At 30.0% G+C, this 26,024-nt stretch carries 32 protein-coding genes and 1 pseudogene; 2 read left to right on the plus strand and 31 right to left on the minus strand.

Features of this window, described 5'->3' with window-relative positions:
* Positions 1-71 precede the first annotated feature (71 nt).
* Entirely contained in the window at positions 72-1,874 is a 1,803-nt protein-coding gene (locus GOQ27_RS01065) for a heme NO-binding domain-containing protein (RefSeq protein WP_203364959.1), read from the plus strand.
* 11 nt (positions 1,875-1,885) lie between these two features.
* Here GOQ27_RS01065 and GOQ27_RS01070 read toward each other — a convergent pair whose 3' ends face one another.
* The 31 genes and pseudogenes from GOQ27_RS01070 to GOQ27_RS01215 all read right to left on the minus strand — a co-directional run bounded on the left by GOQ27_RS01070 (position 1,886) and on the right by GOQ27_RS01215 (position 25,560).
* Positions 1,886-2,224 (minus strand): DUF3784 domain-containing protein, encoded by a 339-nt coding sequence (locus tag GOQ27_RS01070; protein ID WP_203364960.1) that lies wholly within the window; start codon positions 2,222-2,224, stop codon positions 1,886-1,888.
* A 105-nt stretch (positions 2,225-2,329) separates the two neighbouring features.
* Positions 2,330-2,821: a hypothetical protein gene (locus GOQ27_RS01075; RefSeq protein WP_203364961.1), complete on the minus strand. Its 492-nt coding sequence runs from the start codon at positions 2,819-2,821 to the stop codon at positions 2,330-2,332.
* Positions 2,822-2,878: 57 nt separating this feature from the next.
* Entirely contained in the window at positions 2,879-3,394 is a 516-nt protein-coding gene (locus tag GOQ27_RS01080) for a hypothetical protein (RefSeq protein ID WP_203364962.1), read from the minus strand.
* Positions 3,395-3,413: 19 nt separating this feature from the next.
* Entirely contained in the window at positions 3,414-3,806 is a 393-nt protein-coding gene (locus GOQ27_RS01085) for a GNAT family N-acetyltransferase (RefSeq protein WP_203364963.1), read from the minus strand.
* A 127-nt stretch (positions 3,807-3,933) separates the two neighbouring features.
* Positions 3,934-5,175, minus strand: coding sequence for an MDR family MFS transporter (locus tag GOQ27_RS01090; protein ID WP_203364964.1), 1,242 nt, complete (start codon positions 5,173-5,175; stop codon positions 3,934-3,936).
* A gap of 97 nt (positions 5,176-5,272) precedes the next feature.
* Entirely contained in the window at positions 5,273-5,650 is a 378-nt protein-coding gene (locus GOQ27_RS01095) for a hypothetical protein (protein ID WP_203364965.1), read from the minus strand.
* Between the two features lie 44 nt (positions 5,651-5,694).
* Positions 5,695-5,877 (minus strand): DUF6440 family protein, encoded by a 183-nt coding sequence (locus GOQ27_RS01100; protein WP_203364966.1) that lies wholly within the window; start codon positions 5,875-5,877, stop codon positions 5,695-5,697.
* A 24-nt stretch (positions 5,878-5,901) separates the two neighbouring features.
* Positions 5,902-6,432 (minus strand): GNAT family N-acetyltransferase, encoded by a 531-nt coding sequence (locus GOQ27_RS01105; protein ID WP_203364967.1) that lies wholly within the window; start codon positions 6,430-6,432, stop codon positions 5,902-5,904.
* A 182-nt stretch (positions 6,433-6,614) separates the two neighbouring features.
* Entirely contained in the window at positions 6,615-7,724 is a 1,110-nt protein-coding gene (locus GOQ27_RS01110) for a DUF4037 domain-containing protein (RefSeq protein WP_203364968.1), read from the minus strand.
* A gap of 26 nt (positions 7,725-7,750) precedes the next feature.
* Positions 7,751-8,494 carry an ABC transporter permease gene (locus GOQ27_RS01115; protein WP_203364969.1) on the minus strand — a complete coding sequence of 248 codons (744 nt, stop codon included), beginning with the start codon at positions 8,492-8,494 and terminating at the stop codon, positions 7,751-7,753.
* A complete protein-coding gene (locus GOQ27_RS01120) occupies positions 8,494-9,411 on the minus strand; it encodes an ABC transporter ATP-binding protein (protein ID WP_203364970.1) in 918 nt (305 codons plus the stop codon). The genes GOQ27_RS01115 and GOQ27_RS01120 overlap by 1 nt, the downstream gene beginning before the upstream one ends.
* 30 nt (positions 9,412-9,441) lie before the next feature.
* The gene (locus tag GOQ27_RS01125; protein WP_203364971.1) at positions 9,442-10,017 is read right to left on the minus strand and encodes a hypothetical protein; all 576 of its coding nucleotides are present in this window, start codon (positions 10,015-10,017) and stop codon (positions 9,442-9,444) included.
* Between the two features lie 353 nt (positions 10,018-10,370).
* Entirely contained in the window at positions 10,371-10,739 is a 369-nt protein-coding gene (locus GOQ27_RS01130) for a RidA family protein (RefSeq protein WP_203364972.1), read from the minus strand.
* Between the two features lie 25 nt (positions 10,740-10,764).
* Positions 10,765-11,571, minus strand: a complete 807-nt coding sequence (locus tag GOQ27_RS01135; RefSeq protein WP_203364973.1) for an AAC(3) family N-acetyltransferase — start codon at positions 11,569-11,571, stop codon at positions 10,765-10,767.
* A 33-nt stretch (positions 11,572-11,604) separates the two neighbouring features.
* On the minus strand, positions 11,605-12,141 hold the full coding sequence (locus GOQ27_RS01140; RefSeq protein WP_203364974.1) for a GNAT family N-acetyltransferase: 537 nt from the start codon (positions 12,139-12,141) through the stop codon (positions 11,605-11,607).
* Positions 12,142-12,166: 25 nt separating this feature from the next.
* Positions 12,167-12,649, minus strand: coding sequence for a hypothetical protein (locus GOQ27_RS01145; RefSeq protein WP_203364975.1), 483 nt, complete (start codon positions 12,647-12,649; stop codon positions 12,167-12,169).
* An 18-nt stretch (positions 12,650-12,667) separates the two neighbouring features.
* Positions 12,668-13,285 carry a lactate utilization protein gene (locus GOQ27_RS01150; RefSeq protein WP_203364976.1) on the minus strand — a complete coding sequence of 206 codons (618 nt, stop codon included), beginning with the start codon at positions 13,283-13,285 and terminating at the stop codon, positions 12,668-12,670.
* Positions 13,286-13,296: 11 nt separating this feature from the next.
* Positions 13,297-14,010, minus strand: coding sequence for a hypothetical protein (locus GOQ27_RS01155; protein WP_203364977.1), 714 nt, complete (start codon positions 14,008-14,010; stop codon positions 13,297-13,299).
* 30 nt (positions 14,011-14,040) lie between these two features.
* On the minus strand, positions 14,041-14,550 hold the full coding sequence (locus GOQ27_RS01160) for a hypothetical protein (protein WP_203364978.1): 510 nt from the start codon (positions 14,548-14,550) through the stop codon (positions 14,041-14,043).
* Between the two features lie 579 nt (positions 14,551-15,129).
* A complete protein-coding gene (locus GOQ27_RS01165) occupies positions 15,130-15,531 on the minus strand; it encodes a hypothetical protein (protein WP_203364979.1) in 402 nt (133 codons plus the stop codon).
* Positions 15,532-15,655: 124 nt separating this feature from the next.
* Positions 15,656-16,588: a magnesium transporter CorA family protein gene (locus GOQ27_RS01170; protein WP_203364980.1), complete on the minus strand. Its 933-nt coding sequence runs from the start codon at positions 16,586-16,588 to the stop codon at positions 15,656-15,658.
* A 265-nt stretch (positions 16,589-16,853) separates the two neighbouring features.
* A complete protein-coding gene (locus GOQ27_RS01175) occupies positions 16,854-17,117 on the minus strand; it encodes a metal-sensing transcriptional repressor (protein WP_203364981.1) in 264 nt (87 codons plus the stop codon).
* A gap of 170 nt (positions 17,118-17,287) precedes the next feature.
* Positions 17,288-17,500, minus strand: coding sequence for a heavy-metal-associated domain-containing protein (locus GOQ27_RS01180; RefSeq protein ID WP_203364982.1), 213 nt, complete (start codon positions 17,498-17,500; stop codon positions 17,288-17,290).
* Positions 17,501-17,514: 14 nt separating this feature from the next.
* Positions 17,515-19,716 carry a heavy metal translocating P-type ATPase gene (locus GOQ27_RS01185; RefSeq protein WP_350445867.1) on the minus strand — a complete coding sequence of 734 codons (2,202 nt, stop codon included), beginning with the start codon at positions 19,714-19,716 and terminating at the stop codon, positions 17,515-17,517.
* A pseudogene (locus tag GOQ27_RS17590) lies at positions 19,696-19,833 on the minus strand (cation transporter); the annotation flags it as partial. The pseudogene GOQ27_RS17590 and the gene GOQ27_RS01185, both read right to left, overlap by 21 nt.
* Before the next feature lie 220 nt (positions 19,834-20,053).
* Positions 20,054-21,106 (minus strand): Mrp/NBP35 family ATP-binding protein, encoded by a 1,053-nt coding sequence (locus GOQ27_RS01190; RefSeq protein ID WP_203364984.1) that lies wholly within the window; start codon positions 21,104-21,106, stop codon positions 20,054-20,056.
* 70 nt (positions 21,107-21,176) lie between these two features.
* On the minus strand, positions 21,177-21,758 hold the full coding sequence (locus tag GOQ27_RS01195; RefSeq protein ID WP_203364985.1) for a 5-formyltetrahydrofolate cyclo-ligase: 582 nt from the start codon (positions 21,756-21,758) through the stop codon (positions 21,177-21,179).
* A gap of 852 nt (positions 21,759-22,610) precedes the next feature.
* Positions 22,611-23,180, minus strand: coding sequence for a prolipoprotein diacylglyceryl transferase family protein (locus GOQ27_RS01200; protein WP_203364986.1), 570 nt, complete (start codon positions 23,178-23,180; stop codon positions 22,611-22,613).
* Complete coding sequence (locus GOQ27_RS01205) at positions 23,180-23,830, minus strand: TlpA family protein disulfide reductase (RefSeq protein ID WP_203364987.1); 651 nt, start codon at positions 23,828-23,830, stop codon at positions 23,180-23,182. The genes GOQ27_RS01200 and GOQ27_RS01205 overlap by 1 nt, the downstream gene beginning before the upstream one ends.
* A gap of 32 nt (positions 23,831-23,862) precedes the next feature.
* Positions 23,863-24,555 carry a cytochrome c biogenesis CcdA family protein gene (locus tag GOQ27_RS01210; protein WP_207751243.1) on the minus strand — a complete coding sequence of 231 codons (693 nt, stop codon included), beginning with the start codon at positions 24,553-24,555 and terminating at the stop codon, positions 23,863-23,865.
* A gap of 45 nt (positions 24,556-24,600) precedes the next feature.
* Positions 24,601-25,560 carry a cation diffusion facilitator family transporter gene (locus GOQ27_RS01215; RefSeq protein WP_207751244.1) on the minus strand — a complete coding sequence of 320 codons (960 nt, stop codon included), beginning with the start codon at positions 25,558-25,560 and terminating at the stop codon, positions 24,601-24,603.
* Between the two features lie 173 nt (positions 25,561-25,733).
* Between GOQ27_RS01215 and GOQ27_RS01220 the strand changes: the two genes are divergently transcribed.
* Positions 25,734-25,919: a DUF1858 domain-containing protein gene (locus GOQ27_RS01220; RefSeq protein WP_350445866.1), complete on the plus strand. Its 186-nt coding sequence runs from the start codon at positions 25,734-25,736 to the stop codon at positions 25,917-25,919.
* Positions 25,920-26,024: the final 105 nt, after the last annotated feature.

The raw sequence follows: 26,024 nt of genomic DNA on the forward strand, positions 1-26,024 counted from the left end.
TTAAGTTGTTACTAAAGGAATAGGTAAAGAAACAGTTATTAAAAAAAAGGGGGGAAGGTTTAACCGTATATATGAAAGGAACTGTGGTATCCTCATGGGTAAAAACTTGCCAGAAAGTATTTGGTGAAGATATAACAAAAGAAGCAATGATACAGGCTGGTATGAAACCAGATAAGGTATTTAGACCTACCGAAGATGTGGATGACAAATATCCCAAGGCAATGATGGAATACATATCCGATAGGAGAAGTGAGTCCGTATATGATACTTGGAAAGAAATGGGTAGGGATAATATATATACTTTTTTCAATGATTATCCAGCATTCTTTGATCATAAAAACCTATATTCTTTTTTAAGGTCAATGTATGATGTTCATGTGGTAATAGCAGGAAAGATACCAGGAGCAAAACCGCCATTGGTAAATATACATTCGGTGGATAAATATACAGCTGAAATGACTTATCAATCTAAAAGGGGTCTATTTGGCTACTTCCATGGTCTATTAGAGGGAGCAGCAAACTTTTATGGTGAAAAAATAGAGATAGATACCTTGGAGAGAACTAAAGACTTTTTAAAAGTACATATTAAATTTGAAGAGCAAATATATTATTATAAATCCTATAAAATAAACAAGATTCTTTCCTTTGGGTTTGTTAAAAAATTAGAGGCCAAGATAGCTATATCTTCTCTCTTATTAGTAGGACTACCCTACTTATTGCTTTCTCAATTCATAGAAGGTACTCTTTTGACAGGGATAACTTTAGGTCTTACATTAGTAGTGCCTTACATAATATCAAAACTATTATTTATGCCTAAGAGAAGTATCATCAATCAATTAAATAATATAAAAGAAAGACAGTATGCAGAGGATAACGAAATATCTACTAATGATTTTTTTGAAGATATAAATAATCTAATATCAGAATATAAAGATGTGTTAAAAACAGATTTTGTTGGATTTAAAGGAGTAATTGATGAATTAAGTGTATTTAGTGATAAGTTCAATGAGATTTCAGGAAATATGAACACTACCTCCAAAGAAATAGCTGGAGTAGTTGAACAAGTAGCTTCAGGAGCAATAAATCAAGCTGAGGAAACTGAATCAGCAGCATATCTTTTAAATAACAATATATCCTCATTAAATGAAATAACTAGAAAAGAAAATGATAGTAAAGAATCCTTAGAAAAATCAGTTAGCAATATTAATAGAGGTTATGATGAACTTAAAGATACTTCTTTAAGCTTACAAGATATCTTAGGAAAATTCTCTAAGGTTAAAGAAAATAGTTTTAGCCTACAAAGTAAGGCTAAGGACGTAACAAGAATAGTAGAAACTGTAGAAGGCATATCAGAGCAAACTAACTTGTTAGCCCTTAACGCCTCCATTGAAGCCTCTCGAGCTGGAGAATATGGCAGAGGATTTGCTGTAGTAGCTCAGGAGATAAGGAGTCTAGCAGAAGAATCTAAGTCAGCAGTAAACAATATAAATGAGAATTTATTATCCTTTATAAATGAAATAGATATCTTAGTCGGACAAATTGATGATCAATATAAAATATTAGATAAAGAAAACAACAAACTAGCTCAAGTTGCTGATGGCAACTATGATACTGTAGTGTCTATTAAACAGGTATCAGACTCCCTTATTGATATGATAAACTCTTTAAGTGAAGAGACAGAAGCTATCACAAGGGTATCTGGAAATATAGAGTCTCTTGCTGCAATAGCAGAGGAGAACTCTGCTTCCTCTCAAGAGGTAAGTGCAAATGTTACTACTTATTCTGCTGAAATAGGTAGAATGATGGATAATATAAAAGAGTTTAAGAAGGTTTCAGATGAGTTTAAGAAGGATCTAGGAAAATATAAAATATAGACAAAATAAACCTAAGGAGTTTCCCTTAGGTTTATTTTTGTATCCTTTATTTCTCTTTTAAATTTATCATTCTTTTCATAAAATATCGTAAGATATATTCCACCTAATATAGTATATAAGACATATAATATAAGTATAAGAAATGAATTATAAAATGCTAATACCATAGTGAATAGACCTAAGGAATAAAGAAATATTCCAATAGCTCTAGTTATTTTATCTATATCAATGTACTTTTTTCTCTTTTCAGTCAACATATTATATCCTGATATAAGCCAATACATCTTAAATACATGAACACATAAACCTATTCCGATCAATAATATACCTAATAGAATACTTATAGTCATAATTTATATCCCCCGATCACATCTATCAACCTCTACTTATATACACTTCAATAAAAATAATGAAATACCTTCTATTTTTTATAATTATTTCCATAAAGTTTTATTCTAACTTATCCATAGCATCTTATTTTTTATCATTTTCCACTCAGTTCCGCTTTTTTTGAATTCAAATTTTATACCAATAGCACCTAATCCAGACCTATATTTAGATGCTTCAAATGATATTTTATTAGAGGAAAATTTGTTCATCTTATCTATTGATATTAAAATTCCGTTCTTTAAAACTAGCTTTTCTTCATCAAATTCTCCTTGCTCCTTTAATTCATCTAAGGAAGCATCCTTGACTTCAGTGTAATTTTCTTCAATATAATCTATTATTTCTTTTTTTATTTTTTCATCAATTCCTTCAAAAGTATCAAAATCTATCGCTATATAATCAATATCACTATTCAATCCTTCATCTTCTTCGATTAACCATTCAATAGCTTGGATATATACATTAGCCAAGCCATCCTCTTCCCCCGGCGAGTTATTTATTCCACATCCCGAGAACATTAACAGCGCTACAATAAAAATCACAATTAATATTTTTTTCATATTCATTACCTCTTCTCTTTTATATATTAAACGAGGTAAATATGATTTTTGTTCCATCTAATCTAATTTTCTTACTTTATTAATAATATTACTTAATCCTTTTCCACCAAATACTAATATAATACCAAAAATAACTCTAGTTATATCACTGATAAGCATTGTATAATACATAGATATGTTCCTCGTTAGACCCATACCAGTGCTAGGTACTTGATATATTCTAAATACTGTAGTGATTAATGTTGGTAATGATATCCCAATTAGATATACTCCTAAGGTAGAAAAAGCAACTTGTTGAACTTTATTATAATCAATGTTAATTGTGTATTCTTCTTTGTCCTCTTTAACCATCATATTAGAAATCTTATCAGAGAAAATCCATATCAATAAACTTAAAACAAATAATATAATTATAGGCATAGTATAAGCGACAACTTCTAGACCTGGGTCTGGCATGCTAGGATCATTTCTTAATAAGGACTGTATTACACCTGGTAGATAAAGTGTCATCCTAACAAATACATTTATTGATATTATTTTCAACGCTATATTAGCTATTTTTCTATAATTCATTTTTTCTCCTCCTTTATAATTATAAATATCTTCTCAGTACCATCCCGTGAGACTTTAACATATCGAACCTTTCATAATATGATTGCATCTCTTTATCGCACATCAGATCAATGCATGGTATATCTTTTAGCTCTTCTAACATTCTATTCATTAACTCTGTACCTATGCCTTTTTCTTGATATTCAGGTAGAATCTCAATCATTGGAATAAACGCAAAATTCACATTGTCACTTAATGCATTTATAAATCCTATAACCTTTCCTGTATCAGTATCTATAGCTAATACTTTATATTGACTATTTTCTAATATCTTAATATGTTCTTTTGTACTAAGAGGATTTTTCCAACCTACAAAAAAACCTTGTAAGTTAGATTCCATTATACCTTCTAAGTTAATTTTATATTTTATCATTCTATCCCCCTTAACTAAATCCCATATTATTACTATTATTACATTTCTATATATATTATTAATTCCCTTTATTTATATTAAAAAATTAAAAGGCATCTCCATAATGAAAATACCTTTTATTATCCTTCTATATAACCTTGACATCTTCTTTTCTTATATCCATGATATAAAGTCTATACATCATTATGCTTCCTACAAGGGATAAAGCCCCTATCAATATCCATAGACTTTTTATTCCTGAGTATTTTACATAAGCCCCTGCCATCATTGGACCTATTATAAATCCTAATTTTCTTATGATAGGAAATACAGCATTGAACCTACCCCTATGGGTAATAGGAGTATGATTGGCTATATAAACACTAGTATTGGTAGCTACTAGTATCTCTCCAATAGTCCATATGATAGTTGATACAACAAATAACCAAAAACTATTAATAAATGCTATCATTCCAAATCCAATCATATATAGTATTCCTCCTACCGCTATATTAAAGGAAGATTTAAAATCTTTAGTTGCAGAATTAACAACCACAGTGAATATACTACACATAACAGCATTAACTGTCATAAGCACACCAAAAAGAGTAGCACCATTATCCCCAAAAACATCTCCTATTTGTAAAGATAATCCAAAATTAAACTGGGAAAAGACAATAAAATATATCACAATGATAAAGGAAAACATCAATAAAGTTGGTCTTTTTATCAATATTGATAGTAGATTTCCTTCTTCTGCTTTTTCATAAGTTTTACTCTGAGACTCCATTATTTCATCTTTATCTGGCAAGGTTTCAGGTACAAAAATAGCTACTAAAGCTATGGATAGGAATGTAGTTAAAGCATCTCCTAAAAATAACCACATCAGATAATTCTTATATAAAAATCCAGCCAATAAAGGTCCTACAGAATATCCTATATTAATAGCCATATAGTGAAGAGAAAAAGCTGATTTTCTTTCTTCTCCATCAGTTATATCTGTAATGATAGTTCCATATACTGGTTGAGAAAATCCACCAAAAAAGCTAGAAAACATTAAAATACTTGTGATTATAAGGGGACTTTCTACAAATGCACATGTCCCATAGCCTATTCCTGCTAATGTTCTAAAGATTATAAGTATCTTTTTTCGTCCTATTTGATCAATTAACTTTCCACCTATCATAGCTCCTAGCATACCTAGACCGGCATTGCAAGCTACAATAATACCTACCATCCCTACATTAATACCTACCCGATAAGTTAAAAACATCGTTAAAAATGGTCCTACAAAATTTCCCATATTATTTACTATTGCTGCGAAAAAAATAACATATATACTTACTGGTAACCCTTTATAAGGTTGAATATATCCCCTAAGCTTATCCATTTTATCACCCTCATTTCCTTTGTATATCTAAATATCTCTTAAAAAACATATGATTCTATTCATTTCTTTGTATCCAATGTTTTTATGAAAAGACCTTTTACTTTCTTTTAAGAAGTCCAAATAGACCTTTTTTCTTCTTTTTAAATCTTTTATCAATACTCTCTATTATCTCTTTTGGAACTTGATTCCCTCTATATAAAGTAAAAGGATTAGAATAAAAATCATCAGACAGACTATACCCTCTATTACAATCAGGACACTTCCAGCTGTGGGGTTTGTTTTCTAAGTTCTCTACAAAAGGTCCTCCCATGCCGCAGTCTTCACACCAGACATCTGCTATTTCTTTACTACAATTATTACATTTTATAAAACAATCTTGCTCCATATCATCTATAAAATAAATTCCTTCTTCTTCACAGTTTACACAATATAAATACATATAATTTTTCTTATTCATATCTTCACTCTTAATCATTATTTTCCCCCTTATATTTAACTAATAAAATTAAGCTTGAAATATTATCTAACAGGAGTCACTACCGGTTTCCCATCCTTATCTAATAGAACAGTAAGTCCTCCTGCATAACCATCATTTCTAAATAAATAGTTTACCCCGGTTTCAGTATCTACTATTATCTTGATCCGGGAAAGCTTTCCCTGCTCATAAGTTGTAATAAATCTTTTATTATCTTCACCGAACATAATACCTCACCCCTCTTACATATATTATTCACTAAATTCTTCTCTTAATAGACTCATTATAATATCATCATGATATTCTCCATCTCTAAATATTTCTTGCCTTAATATACCTTCTACTTTAAACCCACATTTCTCATAGGATTTTTGAGCTCTTTCATTGAAAGAAAATACATTTAATTTGATTTTATTTATATTCATCTCTTTAAATATAAATTTGATTAATACTTCCATTGCATCAGTACCATACCCTTTTCCCCAATAATCTTTATCTCCAATAAATATTCCAATAGTGACAGTACTATTCTTCCAATCTACTTTATTTATTCCACATCCTCCGATGTATTTCCCTTCTTCTAAAGTCTCAATAGCAAAACTATATGTATCATTTGTTGCGGATTGACTTGCATACCATTTCTCCTCATCCTCTAAAGTATACAAATAGGGTATTCCAGGGGTTAATAACCCTCTTACCTCTGGATCATTCATGTACCTTTGAGCTTTTTTCACATCATCCTTTGTATATTCTCTTAATTTAATTTTATTCCCTATGAACATTCTAATTCCCCCTTTATTAATTTGCCCTAAATGATTAATATAATAGTTCTGTATAATGTAAATAAATCCTTTAATTTTCAATAAGAACGTCTCTATACTTTGAGATTTTTACAAAAATTCTATATTGCTAAAGATGGTTATTTTTCTATTTTATAATTAGTTTAATTAATCTCCTTTAACCCCTACTCCTTTTGTTTAGTAGTCATTGTTTCTCTAAATAATATATATATTAATTCTTTATTATCTGTTAAATCTATTCCATCAGTATTTTGGATAACAGATAAATAGTCCAAGTTTATATCATTTAAATATTCTTTTTTTATAGAATAAACCAACATTTCTGCAACCTTATCAACAAACACTACTTTATAAGGTCGTCCATAATAATCATCTGCTTTAAGAGATATTTTTTCTGTTATATTTAATTTATCCTGTAATGAAATGATCTGTTCATATGCTTTACATATTAGACCATCAACTTCTTCTATATCTTCACAATTTAATATCTCTGAAAATGTTGTACTTATTTCTTCATAGCATCTTAAACCTCTAAAACCTTTATATGTCCACTTGCTATAAGGTATATATTCTCTTTCAGTTAAGTAGCATATTTTCATTAATGTATTTACTATTCTAGAAGCTATAAGCTTTACGCCTAAATCCTCTCCTAGATCTATATTTCTTCCTACAAAGGCTTCTTCTTCAGCTATGTGATTCCAGAAGGCTGCTAATTTTAATCTTAGTACATCTTCAGGATAGAACTCAAAGTATCTTCTCACTCTATTTAACTTGTCTAGTCCATCGTGAAATACTTTTCCTTTAGTTACTTCTATTAAACCTTGATCTGAAAACTTCAACCAATCCGTTATTTTAATATTATCAATATCTTTTATTCCTAAAGAATTTCGTAAAAAGTCACTAATACTCATAATATCTATAAGGTGATTTACTTCACCTTGCTGGATTTCTTTCATCCTCTGAACTCCATCCTCTAAAGGATCAGTAAAATTGGTTGGTAAATCTCTATATTCATAGGGCAAATTTTTTCTTAATAATTGATTTACTTTATTTTTATATTCATCCATATCTTTCTCATCTAAGAATATTATCATTCTCGGTCCCCAGTTATGATCCATAGATATATGAGTATCATATCCTAATACATCTGATCCATAGCCTATTAATCCCACAGAGTATTTTAATCCTGGATAGTTTTCTTCAATTAGTGGTTTTACAACCTCCTTATAATATCCTTCATTCAACTCTAGTCTCTTTATGAATTTTTTATTCATATACTCCCCCTTTTATTATTAATCCCTTACTCCCATTTAAAAAACTTGATAGATAATATTGTTAGTACTATAGTGATTCCGATTAATATGATTAATTCAGTGGTATAGTCCATTAAATGACTTCCTAGCCATACACCTTTGAATAGTTCAACTCCATAAGTTAAGGGTAATAACTTAGAAATATTTATTATACTTTGAGGCATCATTTGTAAAGGCATAGTCGCTCCTGATAAGAAAAGCATAGGAAAATAAATAATATATGAAATGGCAGTTGCCATTTTTGCATTCTTAGAAACCCCTGCAATGAACAAGCCAATTGAAAAAACACTTAGTAATATAATAATAAACGCAATAATTCCTTCAAAAATATTACCAAAGTAATGAAGATCAAAAATTATTTTTCCTACTATAATTAAAAGTCCCATACCAATAAATGTGTTAATTGTATTAACTAATAACTGAGATAAAAGTATATCTAAAGGTTTAATTGGTGTTGCCATAAATCTCTTTAAAATTTTCCCCTCTCTATATTGAGCTAATGTAAGGGGTAATGTCATTAGTCCACTTACAGCAATAATAATACATATATATCCTGCTATAGATGCATCTACTCCACCATATCCACCCATAAACTCGGAAGGTTCATTACCATAGATAGTTCCAAATAAAAGCAACATCATCACTGGAAAAACTAATGAAAAAAACAGATTTAAAAAGTTTCTATTATTTAATTTCCATTCTATTTCAGTAATTTTCATAAATTCTTTCATTACATTTCCCCCTTCCAAGTTTTCCCTGTTAATTTGAGAAAAGCATCCTCTAGACCAGGTCTCAAGATATTTATCTTTTTATATTTTATTCTTTTATCTTTCATAAGAATTACTAAATCAGTAATCAAATCTTCTCGTTTTGAAAAAATATTTATAGTATCATTATGTTTTTCAATCCTACTTATACCAGAGATTTCTTCATTAATTAAGTCCATAACATCTTCTTTTGTTTCAAATGTAATTAAAGTATCAATATCAGCATGTTCAATCACTCCATCAATAGTATCTATAGTAGCAATTTTACCTTCATCAATAATACAAATCTGATCACATAAATAAGCTGCTTCTTCCATATAGTGGGTTGTCATAAATATTGTTCTTCCTTCATTTCTTAATTCTTTAACACATTCCCACATTTCTCTTCTTGATTTTGGGTCAAGACCAGTAGTAAGCTCATCTAGAAAAATAATTTTAGGATTAGAAATTAATGCTAATATAATAGCAATTTTTTGTCTTTGCCCTCCAGATAATTGGGATACATAAGATTTACTTTTTTCTATTAAACCAAACCTCTCTAGAAGAGATTTATAATCTAATGGATTTTCATACATTGACTCAAATAATTCACAAAGTTCATAAACCTTTATTTTATCTTGATAAGATGTTTCTTGTAATTGAACCCCAATCATGTCATATAACTTTCTATTATCTAGCTTAGGATCTAGACCAAGAATTCTAACCTCACCATTATCCCTTTTCTTTAGCCCTATAATACATTCTATCGTTGTACTCTTACCAGCCCCATTAGGACCTAACATGCCAAAGATACTTCCTTTTTGTACAGCAAAAGAAACATCATTTACTGCTGTTATCCCGTTGTACTTTTTAACCAGGTTATTAACCTCAATAACATTCATAATACTCCCCCTCTTTGATAAATCCTCTTATTAATTTTTTAATGAATTCTGTATCCAATTATATACCTCATATGTTTTTGGCACCTGGATACATATTTGTGCTTCCTCTGTCGGTATAATTATCCCTTTAGATAGATCTCTAAAAAACAGTCTATTAAATATCGAGTACTTAAAGTCAATGATTGTTGTTTCATTTACTTTTATGTCTTCTAATTTAACAAAAAATCCTTCATTCTTGAGATTGTCTTTAAATGGAGTAAATTTGATATAGTTATCATTTACATTTAAAATTCCAAACATGGGCCCATCCCATTTTTTCACATTACATATTATAAAAAGTCCTTCTTTGTTAGATTTTCTATCTTTATAGTATTTATCAACCCCCTCTCTTGTTTCTCTATAGAGATAGTCAGGTATGAGTGAATATTTTATTATGCCAATTATTATGATAATCACAAAGGACAATATTGTTCTATTATATATACCTGTAATTTTCAAGAAAATAAAGAATAGTAGTATGTAAATTATAAATCCTTTTATATTCTTACTTCTAAAATAATTCCTTACAAAATCCAATGTTTCTCTTTTCTCTAAATGAGTTGTCAAGACTATCACCTCATTTATTAATTTCTCTAACTTTTTATGAATTCCTTTTATTTAATAATAAAAAGCCCCATATATAAATTATGAGACTCATCTTGTCCTATATTATAGATAATAATCCTTTATTAGTTAGTGACTCTATTTTTTAACCACTCAATATATGGATTTCCTTTTAATCTTATCTCCACCTAACTTTAGTAATCTATCTTCAATAAGCATGTGTCTATATCCCTACTGTTCAAATATAGACAATCTTTTGTCCAAATATCTTTATCTATTTTAAAACTCTATATGCCCTTTTGCTTTTTACTATTTCCCTCTGCTAAATAAGATATATCTCTCCAGTTCCTAACCATTTATTTACCCTTATATGCTATTCCATCTATCTGTACCTTTAGTCCTTCAGCCCCACCTTTATGGGCAAATTCTGTAGATATAGTTTTTCGTGCTGGAAGATTCCCTTTAAATCTTCTTTTAAATACTTCCTCCATTATAGGAATATCCCACACATCTCTAAGGAGGACATCAACCTTAACTACTGAACTTAAGGTTAAATTAGCTTCTTTTAATCTATCTTTCATATTATCTAAGGCACCCTCAACCTGTCTTTCTACAGATTCACCTACGTTTCCTACACAAAAACTTAGAAAAATAAAGTCTCCTGCTTCTACATATCCAGAATAAGCATTTTCTTCATTTACATCTTTTCTAATTATTTCACTCATTTTTATCCTCCTTAGTTATAAATACTTACTTTGATTTGTTTTTCAACCACTCTGTAGCATAATCCACTGCTACCTTCTGATTGAAAAGTTTAGATTTAGAAGATCCTATTTGCCCTATATTTATATTATTATTTTCTTCAAAGTCCTTACCTATATCTTCAAATACATCAGTATCAAACTCTATATCATCAAAAATTTTCCATACTCTTTTATCATTTTCAATTATAGGTGCTTCCCCTTTAAATCTATTTGATAATCCTGATCGATATTCTGCCAAATGGAAGGATGTATTACTATCGTATCCTACCCCTAGAAGCAATACCCATCCATCTAAACCATATATCTTTGCTAATAGAGATTCTTCCCCTAAACTATAGTCTAAAGAATGATCTATTAATATTTTCTCTGCATACTTACCATAAGCAGCAAAGGAATGATGAGGATGGGAACTTCTTATCACTCCAGGGAACTTACGGAAAGTTTCTACTATTGCCCCCATCCCCCTAGTTGGAGTGATTTCTGGCTCATAGGCTGGCATTGTATCTTTTATAATATCTATCCATTGCTTTGGAACTGCTGGATTCCCCCATAATGATGGATCACTATAGTCCCCAGTATGAGTTGGCATAATTATTGTACCAGTATCTGTAACTACATCCATCAAAGCTTGGATAACAGCTACTGGACCTCCACTAACCCATCCCAAAGATTTTAAAGAAGAATGAACTAATATTATCATGCCTTCTTTCAACCCCATATCTCTTAAATCTTTTGCAATACTGTCCCTTGTTCTTGGTACAGATGTATTTTCTATTAAATGTTTTTCACTCATTTTTATGTCCCCCTTAAAATTTCAATAATTGTCTTACTCTTTAATTTTTTCCATCACTATAAACTTAAAGTTATCATCTTCTATATATTCATCACATTTAACAAATTTTAATTTTTCAAATAATTTCAATGCTGCCTTATTATTTTCACCAGTTTCTATATAGATTCTATTTATATTTAAATCTCTAAATATATAGTTTACGACCATGCTAACTGCTTTCTTTGCAATCCCTTTACCCCAATATCTTTTATCTCCTAGTATAACTCCCATCTCTCCTTGTTTCTTTTCTTTATCTATACTAAAAAAATTAACGAAACCTATGGGATTATCTTGATTATCAGCAATTATGAAGTATATATATTTTCTTTTATTTACATCACCATTAATTATTTCAATATCAAATTTTTCACAGAAACTACCACATTCTTGAAGTAACTCTTTACTATTTTTAGGTAATGGTCTTGGATCATGTTCATTTAAAGTTTTATCTATACTCCAAGAAAATAAACTATTAATATCTTCTTCACTAACATCTCTAATTTTAATATCATCATCTTTAAAATAAATCATTTGTTGTCCCCCCTAAGAATATTGTCTAATCAATTTCTTGTATATTTACATCTTCCATTGATATTATTGAAATAGCCACTTTACCCTTCGCTTCCTTCCCTACTATTTTTATTCTACTTTTACCTTCGGGTAATTCTATAGTTTTATTATCTTTATCTTCATCCTCAAATATATTTATAACTTCATCCTCTGGAGTTATAAAGACACATTTAAATCGTCCTTTATCAAGGTGTAGATCATATTCAATTGTCAGGGTATTATCTCCTTTTGACTTAATAGACCAAAGGGATTCCATACCTGAGAAGCTACTAAAGCTTATAGCTAAGGTATCATTTGTGGTATTCCCTATTCTTTTGAAAAATGTAGCACTATCATTCTGTTTTACTATTTCTTTATCTTTGTCATAAATACCTTTTTGATAAGCACTTACTCTTGAACAACCATTCAATACAGTAATCATTATTATAGATAATATTAATAATAATGCTACTTTAGTTATTCTTTTCATATTACTCCTCTCCCTTTTCTAAAACCCAATGTCTTCACTGACAATAAAAAGTCTCATTCTATCCTTTTTATATTGCCCTTCTATAGTCACATCATTAAAACATACCCTTTCAGAACTTTTACAATCCACACACCTACTTAATTCTACACAGGGTGGATTATATCCTGCCCTCTTTGCATTTAAAGGGGCCGCTATATTTCTTGCTCTATTTTTAGCATCTTCTAAGGTGTTACAGATTTTATTTTCTCCCACTACAACTATTACTTTATCAGGACCATAAATCATTGCAGCAACCCTATTTCCACTATGATCTATATTCACTATATGTCCTTCAATAGATATTGCATTTGACCCAGTTATGTACCAATCTGTTAATAAAGATTGTCTTTTAAGTTCTCTAACTTCCTCTCTAGTCTTTCCTAAAGTTTTATCGTAAACTTTATTTCCTCTTTCCCTTAGTTTCTCAGATATTTTCATTTCTTTTAAAGTTTTAGAGTTTCCTACACCAACTGTACACTCTAATCCTATTAATTTTTTGATTCTATCTGATGCCTGATCTAACCTTTCAAAAAACTCTACTTCAATATTTCTTAATTTAAAATTCTTAATTAACTCCTCTTTTCCTTCACTTAGCATATTAAATCCCCCTACTTATATTTATCATTATCTACATTTACTAATATGCTTATAGTACTTCCATTACCTTGACCATTATTATTAAAGAACATTAGGGATAAATCTATAACTTTATTTTCAAAATCGACCAATTCTTCATTTTCATTATATTTAAACAGTTCATCATCCTTAGCAATATAGGTAGATTTAGTATTTTTTAATTTATTTTCATTGTCAATTATTCCAGTAATATCAAATCTATAAGTATGAGCATTTTGCCATTTATTAATTATATTCTCACTAGTGACCTTCTCTATACAATCCATAGCATCAACTAGCTTTATTTCCGTGTCCCCTATTGTATTAGTATCCTCGGATTTATGTATAGTTACTTTATCTTTTGTTATAATTACTCCATAATTCTCATAGTTATTTGAAGATCTTTTTACTGCCATATTCCATATAATTCGAGAAATCTTATTCCCTTCAATAGAAATATTAAATGCATAATCCCCAGCAAATTTCTCTGTTTCTCCATGGGATACTACATCCATTCTAGTAATATAAATATCTTCTTCATTTTGTATATTTAACTTCCTGGTCAGTTTACTCATCATTTCATTAGTATTAAATTCACTAATCCTATTACTGGAAATAGAAAATGTCTGTTTATCATCCGTTAGATTTATTAAAATAGTAACAGTAATAAAAAGCAATCCTATAATTAATACTTTTTTATACTTCATCCTCTATAACCACCTTTTCCTTTTATATTTTTAATCATGCCAATATGCATTTGGTAACTCTCCTACTTTACCCATAATTGGATTTACCATAAAATATCTATCCTTATCTAATACCTTTACATGGTAATAATATGTTCTATCTTTTATTAAGAATCCTTTTGGATTATTCATTACAGGTATGGTATCTTCCCCTCTACTATAATTTATAAATTCAACTTTTTCTGTAGTATTCAAATACTCTATAACTCTTTTCTGCCCTTCATTATAAGTATACTTAGGTAAAGTAAAATAAATAAGTAAAGGTAAAGCAATAGAGAGAATCATCACAGTAACTATTCTCCATCTCAGAAAAATTTCGTGATCCTTTAGTATCATTCTATAGCTAATTGGAAGAAATAATAAAGGAATAAATACTACAATATTATAAACTCCTCTATATTCTATATAGACTCTATATCCCCAGTAAATTATAATTAGAGTTAATAATATTACTAGTGAGAAAATTATTTTTTTTATTTGTTGATTCTTTAATCTTGTCATGACTTTTTCCCCTCAACTCAATGATTATATAAATAATAAATATGATATATTTTTATAACATTAAATATTTATTTCTATATAATATGAATAATACCTTCTGTTTCTTCTAATTATTATTATTATTATTCTAAAGCAGATTTCACAGAAAACTAAAATATTGATTCCCTTATAAACTTTCTATCTACTTCACTACGGGTATCCTATTCTTCACAACTAAGATCATCTCCACCATAAATCATCTGACCGAAAATGACATTTCTATACTCTTCCACCTCATCAAACTCTAATGATGAAATTTTATTTTTTATCATAACTTATTCCCTCTGGTATAATTTATTTAACTACAAAAATTATTTTTACATTATAAAAAAAGGAAAGAGAGAATAACTAGCTCTCCTTCCTTAAACGTATAATATTCTTATTTATCTTATATTCTCATTTTAAAGAGTTAAAATCCTAATTACTTAAATTCAACTAAATACTTAATATTCCCCTTAATAAAATCTTCATCAGATCTCATATTTGTATCGTATTGATGCACTCCCATAGCCCTTCTCCTTTCTTTTATTCAAAATGCCTCTATTCACTAATTCTATCTCCGGATAATGTTATATTTACACTTGGCTCCATATTATCACTATCGGAATAGGTTAATGTTAATATGACCTTTTTATCCTCATGAGTTAATCCATACTGCTTTATTTTATCTACGTTTCCAGCAGGTTTGTCCTTTGATTCCTCTATGTCCCATATATCTTTATCTATATTTTCCATATAAAAATCAACCACCTCTCCAAAACCAATATTAGAGTTATTCACCGAATATATTTCTGTATATCCCTCTCCAGTATCATCACTCATTACTTCATTAGCTCCCTCATATATTGGAATTCCTACGAAATTCTTAGAATACTCAGTATTACTACATCCACTTAATATTAGTACTACTCCTATCAACATAACAAATAATATTTTCCTCATCCCTGTACCCCCTATATTAATACCCTGTATATTAATATTCTTCATAATTATTCCATATCCTGCTTATTTATATAACAAAAAACTGTCGATCTAAGGACCGACAGTGATTAATGTATATTTAATTTCAAAACATATTTTTCTTAGCTAATATTATTATTACTATAGTGGATAAGGCTATTGAACCTCCTAATATCAATAGAAAAGCATAAGGGGAATTTTGTAGGGGCAATCCTACATTCATACCATAGAAACTAGCAATCATTGTTGGTATAGACATTACAATTGTTATAGATGTTAATACCTTCATAACTATATTTAGATTATTTGATATGATTGATGCAAAGGCATCCATCATTCCACTTAGAATATTACTATAAATGTTTGCCATCTCTATTGCCTGTTTAGTCTCTATTATTACGTCTTCTAGTAAATCCTCATCTTCTGGGTAAAGCTTTACTGATTCTGATTTTAACATCTTCTCCATTACTATCTCATTAGCAGTTAATGATGTAGAGAAGTAAACTAAACTTTTCTCTAAGTCCAGCAGCTGAATTAACTCTTTGTTTTTCATGGATTTGTGTAGTTGTCTTTCTATTCCGTTACTCATTTTATCTATTTGTTTTAGATATGTTAAATATCTTGCTGACATTCTATATAGGATCTGTAGTACAAATCTAGTCCTTTTATAAGTGAAAAAGGATTTTACTTTTCCTTCTATAAACTGTTCAACAATTGAATTATCTTTTAGACATATTGTTATTATATATTTTTTATAAAGGATAATTCCTAGTGGAAATGTATAGTAGACATATGATTCATCTTCCTTTTCCACCATAGGTATATCTACTAATATGAATGTTTGATTATCCTCAATCTCAAGTCTTGAGGTCTCTTCATCATCTAGAGGAGCTTTAAGAAAATCCATATCTACATTTAATTCCATATGAACTTTATTCAATTCCTCTTCTGTAGGGTTTATTAGGTTTATCCAACATCCTTCTTCAAATTCATCTAATTGTAATAGAGTCTTATCTATAGTTTTATATATACTGAGCATATTGTCACCTCTCTATTTATATTGCCCTTTTATGACTCTATTACACTTTTAAGAGTGAAAATAGAATCACAACTAGGATATTTAATTATTGTAGTACTATTAAAATATAAACTCGGTCCTTCATCCATTTTCACCACTCCTTTTTAATCAATTATCACTCTATATATCTTATTCTATTATATAAGCTTTTGCAAGATAAACAAAATGTGGGTAACTTATTTTTTGAAAAATAAGTTACCCACATTTATAGTATTGTTATTAACAATTACTTGATATATTTATCTAATACATTAATAATTTCATCTATTTTTTCGTCCCCTTGGCCTTCTAAAATAGCTTCTTTTACACAACTTTTTATATGACCGTCTAATATATTTAAATTAGATCTTTTTAATAGTCCTTGGACAGCAAGAATCTGTTTAGAAATATCTACACAGTATCTGTCATCTTCTAGCATTCTTATAATACCTTCTATTTGACCTTTGGAGGTTTTTAGTAGATTTAATGCTTTTTTTCTTTCATCATTCATCTTTCTCACCTCAATATTAAATAATAAATGAGTAACAGAAATAGAAGTGTCACTCTGAGCATGTCGAAGAGTCTTAAATAAAGATCCTTCGACTACGCTCAGGATGACAAAACCATAAATTATAATAGGATTATAGTTATAAAATTTAATTTAGGCTGCCCTATTATATATTATACAGTCTTGATATCTACTACTTCATATCCTGCTTCTTCTACAGCTTTTGTTAAATTCTCATCCTTAAGCTCATATCCTTCTACTTCTGCTGTTTTGCTTGCTAAGTCTGCTCTTACTTTAGTTACTTCTTCTAAGTTCATTAAAGATTTTTCCACTGCATTTGTGCAATGACCACAACTCATACCTTCTATTGTTAATGTTTTTTGCATATTTACCTCTCCTTTTATTTTACTTTAAATCTTTTTAATCTCAGGGAATTACTTACTACAGATACTGAACTAAATGCCATAGCTGCTCCTGCTATCATTGGGTTTAATAATCCTAATGCTGCTAGAGGAATTCCTGCAGTATTATATCCAAAAGCCCAGAATAGATTTTGCTTTATAGTTCTCATTGTTTTTCTACTTAATTTAACAGCTATAACTATATCCTTTAGATCACCCTTCATCAAGGTGATATCTGCTGCTTCCATAGCTACATCTGTTCCTGTACCTATTGCAAATCCTATATCTGCTTGAGCTAATGCTGGAGCATCATTTATACCATCTCCTACCATAGCAACATGCTTTTCCTCCCCTTGAATTCTTTTAACATTCTCTGCTTTATGTTCAGGAAGTACTTCTGCTATTACATTATCTATTCCAACTTCTCTTGCAATAGCCTTAGCTGTTCTTTCATTATCCCCTGTTATCATATATATCTCAATACCCATTTCTTTTAAGGCATCGATTGCTTCTTTTGAGCTTTCTTTTATAGTATCTGCTACTGCTATTATACCCTTTAATTCCTTATCTATAGAAAGAATCATTGCTGTTTTTCCTTCATCTTCTAATCTTTCTATTTCTGATAAAGCCTCTGATACATCTATCTTTTCTCTATTCATTAGTCTTCTATTTCCTAAAAATATTTCTTTTCCTTCTAGAGTAGAATATATACCATGCCCGGGGATTGCCTCAAAGTCTTTAACATCTGATAAATTAATGCCATCATCTTTAGCTTTATTTACAATGGCTTCTGCTAATGGATGTTCAGAGCTTTTTTCTGCTGAAGCTGATATTCTTAGCACTTCTTCTTTTGCCAAATTATAATTTATTATATCTGTTACTTCTGGCTTACCCTTAGTGATTGTTCCTGTTTTATCAAATATTATTGTATCTATTTTATGAGCCTTTTCTAAATGCTCTCCGCCCTTTATAAGAATACCATTCTCTGCTCCTTTACCTGTTCCAACCATTATAGCTGTAGGAGTGGCTAATCCCAGTGCACAAGGACATGCTATAACAAGAACTGCTACTGCACTTATAAGGGAGGGTGTTACATCTCCTGTAACTACATACCATACAATAAATGTAACAGCTGCTATCAGAACTACAATAGGAACAAATATACCTGATACCTTATCTGCTAATCTTTGAACTGGAGCTTTTGACCCCTGAGCTTCTTCTACAAGCTTTATAATTTGGGATAATGCTGTATCCTTCCCTACCTTAGTAGCTTCAAATTTAAATGTACCATGTTTGTTTATAGTTGATCCAATTACTTCATCCCCTGAAGTTTTCTCTACTGGAATACTTTCTCCCGTTAACATGGATTCATCAACAGTAGATTTTCCATCTATTATCTTTCCGTCAACTGGAATTTTCTCTCCAGGACGAACTATTATAGTATTCCCTACTTCCACATCTTCTACTGGTATATCTTTTTCTTCTCCATCTTTTATAACTCTTGCTGTTTTAGCTTGAAGTCCCATAAGTTTTTTCATAGCTTCAGAGGTTTTTCCCTTAGCTACTGCTTCCATTAATTTACCTAATAATATTAATGTTATTATCATTGCAGAAGCTTCAAAGTAATACTGGTTTACTCCTACTATTACATTATATAAACTATAAAAATATGCTGCTGAAGTACCCATAGCTATTAATACATCCATATTTGCTCCTCCACCTCTTAATGCGTGGTAAGATCCTTTATAGAATCTATAGCCTACAATAAATTGTACTGGTGTAGCTAATATAAACTGGAACCAACCATTACTTAAGATTGTATGAATTCCTGCCATATGGAAAAACATTGCTGAGAATAAAGGTAAAGTAAGTATTGAAGAAACTATAAATAAATTCTTTAAATGTTTTATTTCTTTCTCCCTTGCTTCCTTCTCTTTATCTCCTTTGCTCTCTTCCTCTCGATAGGCTTTGTAACCTGCCTTTTCTACAGCTCCAATCATATCTCTAACTCCCACTTCAGAGGATAGATATTCTATTGTAGCTTTATTTGTAGCAACATTTACATTTACTTCTGATACTCCTTCAAGAGCCTTTAACGATTTTTCAACCCTTGCAGCACAGGCTGAACAAGTCATACCTTCAATACTCAATCTCATCTTATCCATTGAAGCATCATATCCTGCCTTCTTAACTGCATTCATTAAATTTTCTATATTAACCTCATTTGGGTTATATTCAACTGTTGCCTTTTCAGCAATCAGGTTAACCGCTGCTGATTTCACTCCATTAAGCTTTGATAGAGAACTCTCTACCTTATTAGCACAGGCTGCTCAAGTCATGCCCGATATTTTAAAGCTTACTTTTTCTATAGCCATAAAGTCATCTCCTTTTTACCCCACCCCACATGGGGTGTCTTTGAGTTAATTGTACCATAATATTTCATGTTGTGCAAGAGGTCATATAATAGTATTACCCAATTAATTTAAAAAAAATATAGCCTCTATAATTGAGGCCATATTTTTGACTTACAAATGTGTATTATTCTGTTCTTAAAAGATTAGTAGCTATTTCTCTATATTTATCCTTCATATTTAATCTATCATCTAGTACTGAGGGCACTCCTTTATCTCCATCTTCTCTAATTAATGTGGATAAAGGTATTTCTCCTAATAATGGAGCATTTAATTCTTCACTTAGTTTTCTACCTTCTTTTTTTCCAAATATATAATGTTTTTCATCACAATTATCGCATATAAAATAGGACATATTTTCAATTATACCGATAACCTTACTATTAGTTTTAGATGCCATAAAACCTAGGCGCTTAGCTACATCTGCTGCTGTTATTTGGGGAGTAGTTACTATAAGAATTTCTGCATCAGGCAACTGCTGCATAAGACTTAAAGGGACATCTCCTGTTCCTGGAGGAAGGTCTATTAACATATAATCTAAATCTCCCCAATATACATCATTGAAAAATTGAGTTAATATTCCTCCCAGTACCGGTCCTCTCCAAATCAACGCTTCATCTTTATCTACTAGGTTACCCATAGAAATCACTTTAACTCCATTTACATCAACAGGAAGCATCATGCCTCCATTTACTACCATAGGTTTTTTATCTTTTATACCTAATATTTGTGGAATACTATGACCTAATATATCTGCATCAATAAGTCCTACTTCATATCCCATTTGACTTAATTCCACAGCTAGATTAGCAGTTACCGTAGATTTACCAACTCCACCTTTACCACTACCTATAGCTATTACTTTAGTATCTTTAAAAGGATCTTTAGTCTCCTTTTTACCTTGAAGCTGTTGAACTAACTTTTGCTTCTGTTCATCAGTCATTTCACCAAACACTACTTCTACATGATCTATTTCTTCAAGCTTTGTTAATTCTTTCTTTATGTCTTCACTCATTGTATTCTTTAAAGGACATCCAATTGTAGTTAAAGTTACATTAACTACTACGTTTCTTCCCTCTATAGCTACATCACCTATCATATTAAGTTCTACTAAATTCTTCTTAATTTCAGGATCATCAACTTTCTTTAATCCCTCATATATTTTATCTTTAAGAGTCATTCCCTTCATCTCCTCAAGTTTTTATTTTAGTTTACTATATATTTAAAAATAACTCAGTTATTTATATCAATCAATCTTCAACTCCCATGATAATCTTAGTTGGAGTTACTATGTAATCTACTGGAATGTCATGTTTATTAGGTATAATTCTAGGAAAAATTTGAAAATCATAAGCTACAGCTACTTTAAAAGCATCGGTTTGACTTAAAAGTTTGTCATAGTAACCTCCCCCATAACCTATTCTATTTCCTAATTTATCAAAAACTAGCCCAGGAACTATAACCAAATCTATTTCTTTTGGTTTAATAGGATCTAATGCGTCTTCTTTAGGTTCTAAATATCCATAAGGATTCTTACTAAGGGAATCCCCTAAATCTTTTAATCTGCTAGGAATCAAGACATTCTCTTTCTTATCAGTATAAGGAACTATAATAGTCTTATTCATCTCCATCATTAATTCTATAAGTTTAAAAGTATCCACTTCATTTTTAAAGCTTAAATATACCATTATAGCTTTACTTTTCTGAAACTGAGGCATTCTCATTAAATAAGAGATGATATTACCACTTAAACTATCTACATCATCTCGATTAAGCTGATCCCTTTTTTTAAGCACTTTTTTTCTTAAATATTCTTTAGCATTAGTATCCATTATGTACACTCCTTTTAAAGAATTTAATATTCTTTAATACCTAAATCTTATATAAAACTAATCACATCAATATTATATAAGATTATTTCCTTTGCGACAAATTATGATAAACTTTTTACACTTCTTTATGTATAATCATTATATTGCCAAATTTAGGAGGCTGATATCATGATAATTATTCCCATTATACTAATATTATTAGGGTTTATTAATATACTTTTTCCCAATAAAGTTATTCTATTTACTGGAGGATGCAGCGATAAAAGTGTATATATTAGCAAAAATTATATAAATTTAATAAAATTAAGAGGGTTATTCTTAGTGATTATATCCAGCTTAATTATCTTTATACTAAAATAAATCAATCTCTGTTATATAACAGAGATTGATTTATTAAGGGGATATTCTAGCAAGATGATCCTCCGTTACCTGTTGTAACTCTGAATCCTTTGTGTAACCAGTCATTTGAATAATCTACATTAAATTCATCAACTTGGTTAGTTAGATTATTGTCTACTAAAAATGTTAGACCTCCGATAGTCTCAACTGTATCGTCATTATTTTGCTCATCCAGAGCAAGACCATAAGATGGACCACCTCAACCAAAGCCTGCCACATATAATCTTACTTTTTTATCTAAAGCGTCTTTTTTGTCCATCACCTTTTTAAGCTCTACAATAGCTTTAGGCGTTACATTTAATTTCATTTAATAGCCTCCTTATCATTCTTTAAATCTAAATACCCTGGAGGGGTATACTTTGATTATATTGTAATATTATAATATTACAATGTCAAGTGTTAATTCTATATTATTTAATTACCCTTTATAGATTATTTATATTCAATATTTTATTAATAAAATATTGATATGCCATAATAACCAATCATAGAGATAAACAGAATTACTAATCCACTTTTCTTAAATTTTTCAACCGTTAGAGAATGAAGAATCAAAGCTAATATAAAAAGTATCGAAAAAGATACTGTTTGAACTTGAGATACACTTGATAATATGCCTTCAAATTCAAAAGCCCAGACTCCTACTGCCATAGAAAAGTAAAATGGAATTAATAGAGGATTTAGTATTTGAAAAAATGGTAGTTTCTTAAATTTAGTCCCTATATAAAGAACTAATAAAGCTATCATGACTCCACCTATCAAGTTCAAATTATAGTGATTTATCCTTATTGCATCAAATAAATTACCTTTATATAAACTAAAATTAAATAGGACATACACTAATCTAGATCCTATAAAGCCAGCTATCAGCTCTATAAAGTAGTAATCTTCAAGTTCTTTTTTATATTTATTATCTTTTGCTAAGAGTTTTAACATTATATATCCTACAATAGTTAAGATTACACCAAAAGCCATATACCATGTAATACTTATCGGTCCGTATTTAAAAAATATGGGTCTCATTAAATTTCCCCATTCCTAATCTGTTCTAATATTTGAGTCATTTGAGGATAAGTCATCATTCCCGGTACAGCTCCGATTAAAGTTCCATCCTTGTCAATATAATAAGATGTAGGATAGGCACTTACATAGTATCTTTGCTGAGCCACTTTGCTATCTTCATCTAATAATACAGGAAATGTATATCCGCCTTCATCTATATAATCTCTAGCTGTTTTTTCATCTTCACCAACATTTACTGCTAATACTACGAAATCTTTATCCTTATTTTCTTCATATAATCTTTGTAAATCTGGCATTTCTTGATCACAATAGGTACACCAAGTAGCCCAGAAATTCATCATTACTATTTTGCCTTCGTAATCACTAAGAGATACTTCTTCTCCAGCTAATGTAGTAAGGGTAAAATCTGGTGCAGGTTTACCTCTTTCTAATGTTACCTGTTCTTCCTCTTCTTGAGGCTCTTCTGCTGGGTCTTCTTCTACCTTTTCCTCTGGAAGTGTTTCTTTATCATTATTTTCATCTATAACTGCATCTTCTTTAGGTGTATCATTCCCATCATTTGTATCATTCTTATCCTGAACAGTATAATAGATACCTACTACTAGTATTATAGCTAATATAGCTATAGCAATTATACTTTTCTTATTCATAATATTCCTCCTTATATTATAAGGTTACTGGTTTAAGTCAACCAGTTCCCGATTATTACAATTTTATCTAGAAATACTAAAATACCAAATATCACTAAAATTAATCCTGCTATTTTATATATATAACCTGCCCATTTTTGCACTCTATTAAGAAATTTACTGAAATAACTAATGAATAGAGCTGTTAAAATGAAAGGTATCGCCATTCCTAGAGAATATACTAATAATAGATATACAGATTGAGTTACATCACTAGATAATCCCGCCTTCACTAATATTGAGGCTAATATTGGTCCATAACAAGGGGTCCAACCTGCAGCAAATGCCATTCCCATTACTGTAGATCCTAAAAAGCTAGTAACTTTTTTAGGAGATTTGGCTCTTTTTTCTGTATTCATAAATCCTATATCTATAATACCCATTAAATTAAGTCCAAAGAACATGATAAGTACACCACTTATCTTAGTAAATATTGCTTTATTTTGTATAAAGATTCTGCCTATGTAAGTGGCAGATACACCCATTAGCATGAATATAATGGTAAAGCCTAGCACAAAACCCAGTGTTCTAGATAGGGCTAACCATCTTTTTTGGGCTAATTCCTCCTCCATACTTGTTCCAGTCATATACATTATATAAGCTGGTATAAGAGGTAATATACATGGAGAAAAAAACGAAAGAACTCCGGCTCCAAATGCCATTGGAAATGTTACATCATTAAACATAATATCCCTCCTTATACTAACTATACCATACCAGGGTATGTTTAATCAATCATTATCCCTTAATGCTTTTTCAACAAAAGTACTAACCTTTTCCGTACAAATTTTGCAATCATCTTTATCTATACAACAAGGGTTTACATGGACTAATACACTCTTAATGTTTTCAATTCGTTCATAAACTATAGCCTCTACATCTTCAGCTATATCATGTCCTTGACTAACAGTTATGTCAGGATCTACTGCTATCTCTATATCTACATAAGCCATAGATCCGTGCTTTCTTGCTTTGATATCATTTACTGTTTTAACTCCTGTGTGAGTCATTACTGCATTTACTATTTTAATTAATTTTTCTTCCTCTAAAGATTCATCCATTAACTCATTAGTTCCCTTTACAAATATCTCTACTCCAACCTTTACTACTATAATGGACACTAGAACTCCTGCTACAGGATCTAAGAAGCTGTATCCTAGTCTAGCACCTAATATACCAACTAATGCAGCTATTGAGGATAATGCATCGGAGCGATGATGCCATGCATCGGCTATCAAAACATCACTATTTATTTTCTTCCCAGCTCTTAGTGAGATTCTATATTGTATCTCCTTTACTACTATTGATATTATTGCTGCCCATATAGCAGCTATTCCTGGTACTTCTGCCCCACCACTAAATATTAGCTTAATGGAGTTATATCCTATGTTTAATCCTACCGCAATTAATAGTACAGATAATAGAAATGTGGCAATAGTTTCTGCTTTTTCATGGCCATATTGATGCTCTAAATCTTCTGGTTTTTTGGCAATAAAAAGACCTACTATTATACCTAATGAACTACCCACATCAGAAATACTATGTATACCATCGGCAAGCATCGCATTAGAGTTTGATATTATACCTATAACTACCTTTAATACAGATAAAATTATATTTAATATTATAGTTATCCATATTACTCTTTGACCTAATTTATATCTATCTTCTTTATTTATTATTTCTCCCAATTTATTCACCCCATATTAAAAGTCTTATAATATTATACAATACTTTAGATGATAATAAACTATATTGATTAACTTACCCTATTTAAATAAATATAAAGGTTGGGTAAAAATAAAATATAGTGTATAATAAATATACTAAGTAATAAGAATTTTTTATTAAGGAGGAATCTCAATTGGCTATAACTAAAGATATGCTTATTGGTGAAATACTAAGAGAAAGATCAGATGCACCACAAATCTTAATGAGATTTGGTATGGGTTGCGTTGGCTGACCTGCTTCCCAAATGGAATCCTTAGAGCAGGCTGCTCAAGTTCATGGTTTAGATGTTGACGAATTACTTAAAGCATTAAATGAGTAAATAACTAAGACCCAGTGTATATACACTGGGTCTTTCTATATTATTATAGTAATTCTTCTAATCTATTTTTATCGAATCCTACCATTTCTTCTCCATCAACTATGA

The organism is Anaeromonas frigoriresistens, from assembly GCF_016820655.1.
Taxonomy (GTDB): Bacteria; Bacillota; Clostridia; order Tissierellales; family SIT17; genus Anaeromonas; species Anaeromonas frigoriresistens.

Bases quoted from the DNA above. Each gene is read 5' to 3' on its own strand.
- GOQ27_RS01145 (WP_203364975.1), bottom strand. From the start codon at position 12,649: ATGAAAAGAATAACTAAAGTAGCATTATTATTAATATTATCTATAATA.
- GOQ27_RS01065 (WP_203364959.1), top strand. From the start codon at position 72: ATGAAAGGAACTGTGGTATCCTCATGGGTAAAAACTTGCCAGAAAGTA.
- GOQ27_RS01140 (WP_203364974.1), bottom strand. From the start codon at position 12,141: ATGATTTATTTTAAAGATGATGATATTAAAATTAGAGATGTTAGTGAA.
- GOQ27_RS01170 (WP_203364980.1), bottom strand. From the start codon at position 16,588: ATGCTCAGTATATATAAAACTATAGATAAGACTCTATTACAATTAGAT.
- GOQ27_RS01165 (WP_203364979.1), bottom strand. From the start codon at position 15,531: ATGAGGAAAATATTATTTGTTATGTTGATAGGAGTAGTACTAATATTA.
- GOQ27_RS01180 (WP_203364982.1), bottom strand. From the start codon at position 17,500: ATGCAAAAAACATTAACAATAGAAGGTATGAGTTGTGGTCATTGCACA.
- GOQ27_RS01185 (WP_350445867.1), bottom strand. From the start codon at position 19,716: ATGAATGCAGTTAAGAAGGCAGGATATGATGCTTCAATGGATAAGATG.
- GOQ27_RS01150 (WP_203364976.1), bottom strand. From the start codon at position 13,285: ATGCTAAGTGAAGGAAAAGAGGAGTTAATTAAGAATTTTAAATTAAGA.
- GOQ27_RS01200 (WP_203364986.1), bottom strand. From the start codon at position 23,180: ATGAGACCCATATTTTTTAAATACGGACCGATAAGTATTACATGGTAT.
- GOQ27_RS01175 (WP_203364981.1), bottom strand. From the start codon at position 17,117: ATGAATGATGAAAGAAAAAAAGCATTAAATCTACTAAAAACCTCCAAA.
- GOQ27_RS01210 (WP_207751243.1), bottom strand. From the start codon at position 24,555: ATGTTTAATGATGTAACATTTCCAATGGCATTTGGAGCCGGAGTTCTT.
- GOQ27_RS01115 (WP_203364969.1), bottom strand. From the start codon at position 8,494: ATGAAAGAATTTATGAAAATTACTGAAATAGAATGGAAATTAAATAAT.
- GOQ27_RS01100 (WP_203364966.1), bottom strand. From the start codon at position 5,877: ATGTTCGGTGAAGATAATAAAAGATTTATTACAACTTATGAGCAGGGA.
- GOQ27_RS01095 (WP_203364965.1), bottom strand. From the start codon at position 5,650: ATGATTAAGAGTGAAGATATGAATAAGAAAAATTATATGTATTTATAT.
- GOQ27_RS01080 (WP_203364962.1), bottom strand. From the start codon at position 3,394: ATGAATTATAGAAAAATAGCTAATATAGCGTTGAAAATAATATCAATA.
- GOQ27_RS01205 (WP_203364987.1), bottom strand. From the start codon at position 23,830: ATGAATAAGAAAAGTATAATTGCTATAGCTATATTAGCTATAATACTA.
- GOQ27_RS01105 (WP_203364967.1), bottom strand. From the start codon at position 6,432: ATGTTCATAGGGAATAAAATTAAATTAAGAGAATATACAAAGGATGAT.
- GOQ27_RS01090 (WP_203364964.1), bottom strand. From the start codon at position 5,175: ATGGATAAGCTTAGGGGATATATTCAACCTTATAAAGGGTTACCAGTA.
- GOQ27_RS01135 (WP_203364973.1), bottom strand. From the start codon at position 11,571: ATGAGTGAAAAACATTTAATAGAAAATACATCTGTACCAAGAACAAGG.
- GOQ27_RS01195 (WP_203364985.1), bottom strand. From the start codon at position 21,758: ATGGATACTAATGCTAAAGAATATTTAAGAAAAAAAGTGCTTAAAAAA.
- GOQ27_RS01070 (WP_203364960.1), bottom strand. From the start codon at position 2,224: ATGACTATAAGTATTCTATTAGGTATATTATTGATCGGAATAGGTTTA.
- GOQ27_RS01120 (WP_203364970.1), bottom strand. From the start codon at position 9,411: ATGAATGTTATTGAGGTTAATAACCTGGTTAAAAAGTACAACGGGATA.
- GOQ27_RS01085 (WP_203364963.1), bottom strand. From the start codon at position 3,806: ATGATAAAATATAAAATTAACTTAGAAGGTATAATGGAATCTAACTTA.
- GOQ27_RS01110 (WP_203364968.1), bottom strand. From the start codon at position 7,724: ATGAATAAAAAATTCATAAAGAGACTAGAGTTGAATGAAGGATATTAT.
- GOQ27_RS01160 (WP_203364978.1), bottom strand. From the start codon at position 14,550: ATGACAAGATTAAAGAATCAACAAATAAAAAAAATAATTTTCTCACTA.
- GOQ27_RS01190 (WP_203364984.1), bottom strand. From the start codon at position 21,106: ATGACTCTTAAAGATAAAATATATGAGGGATTAAAGAAAGTTGATGAT.
- GOQ27_RS01130 (WP_203364972.1), bottom strand. From the start codon at position 10,739: ATGAGTGAAATAATTAGAAAAGATGTAAATGAAGAAAATGCTTATTCT.
- GOQ27_RS01075 (WP_203364961.1), bottom strand. From the start codon at position 2,821: ATGAAAAAAATATTAATTGTGATTTTTATTGTAGCGCTGTTAATGTTC.
- GOQ27_RS01155 (WP_203364977.1), bottom strand. From the start codon at position 14,010: ATGAAGTATAAAAAAGTATTAATTATAGGATTGCTTTTTATTACTGTT.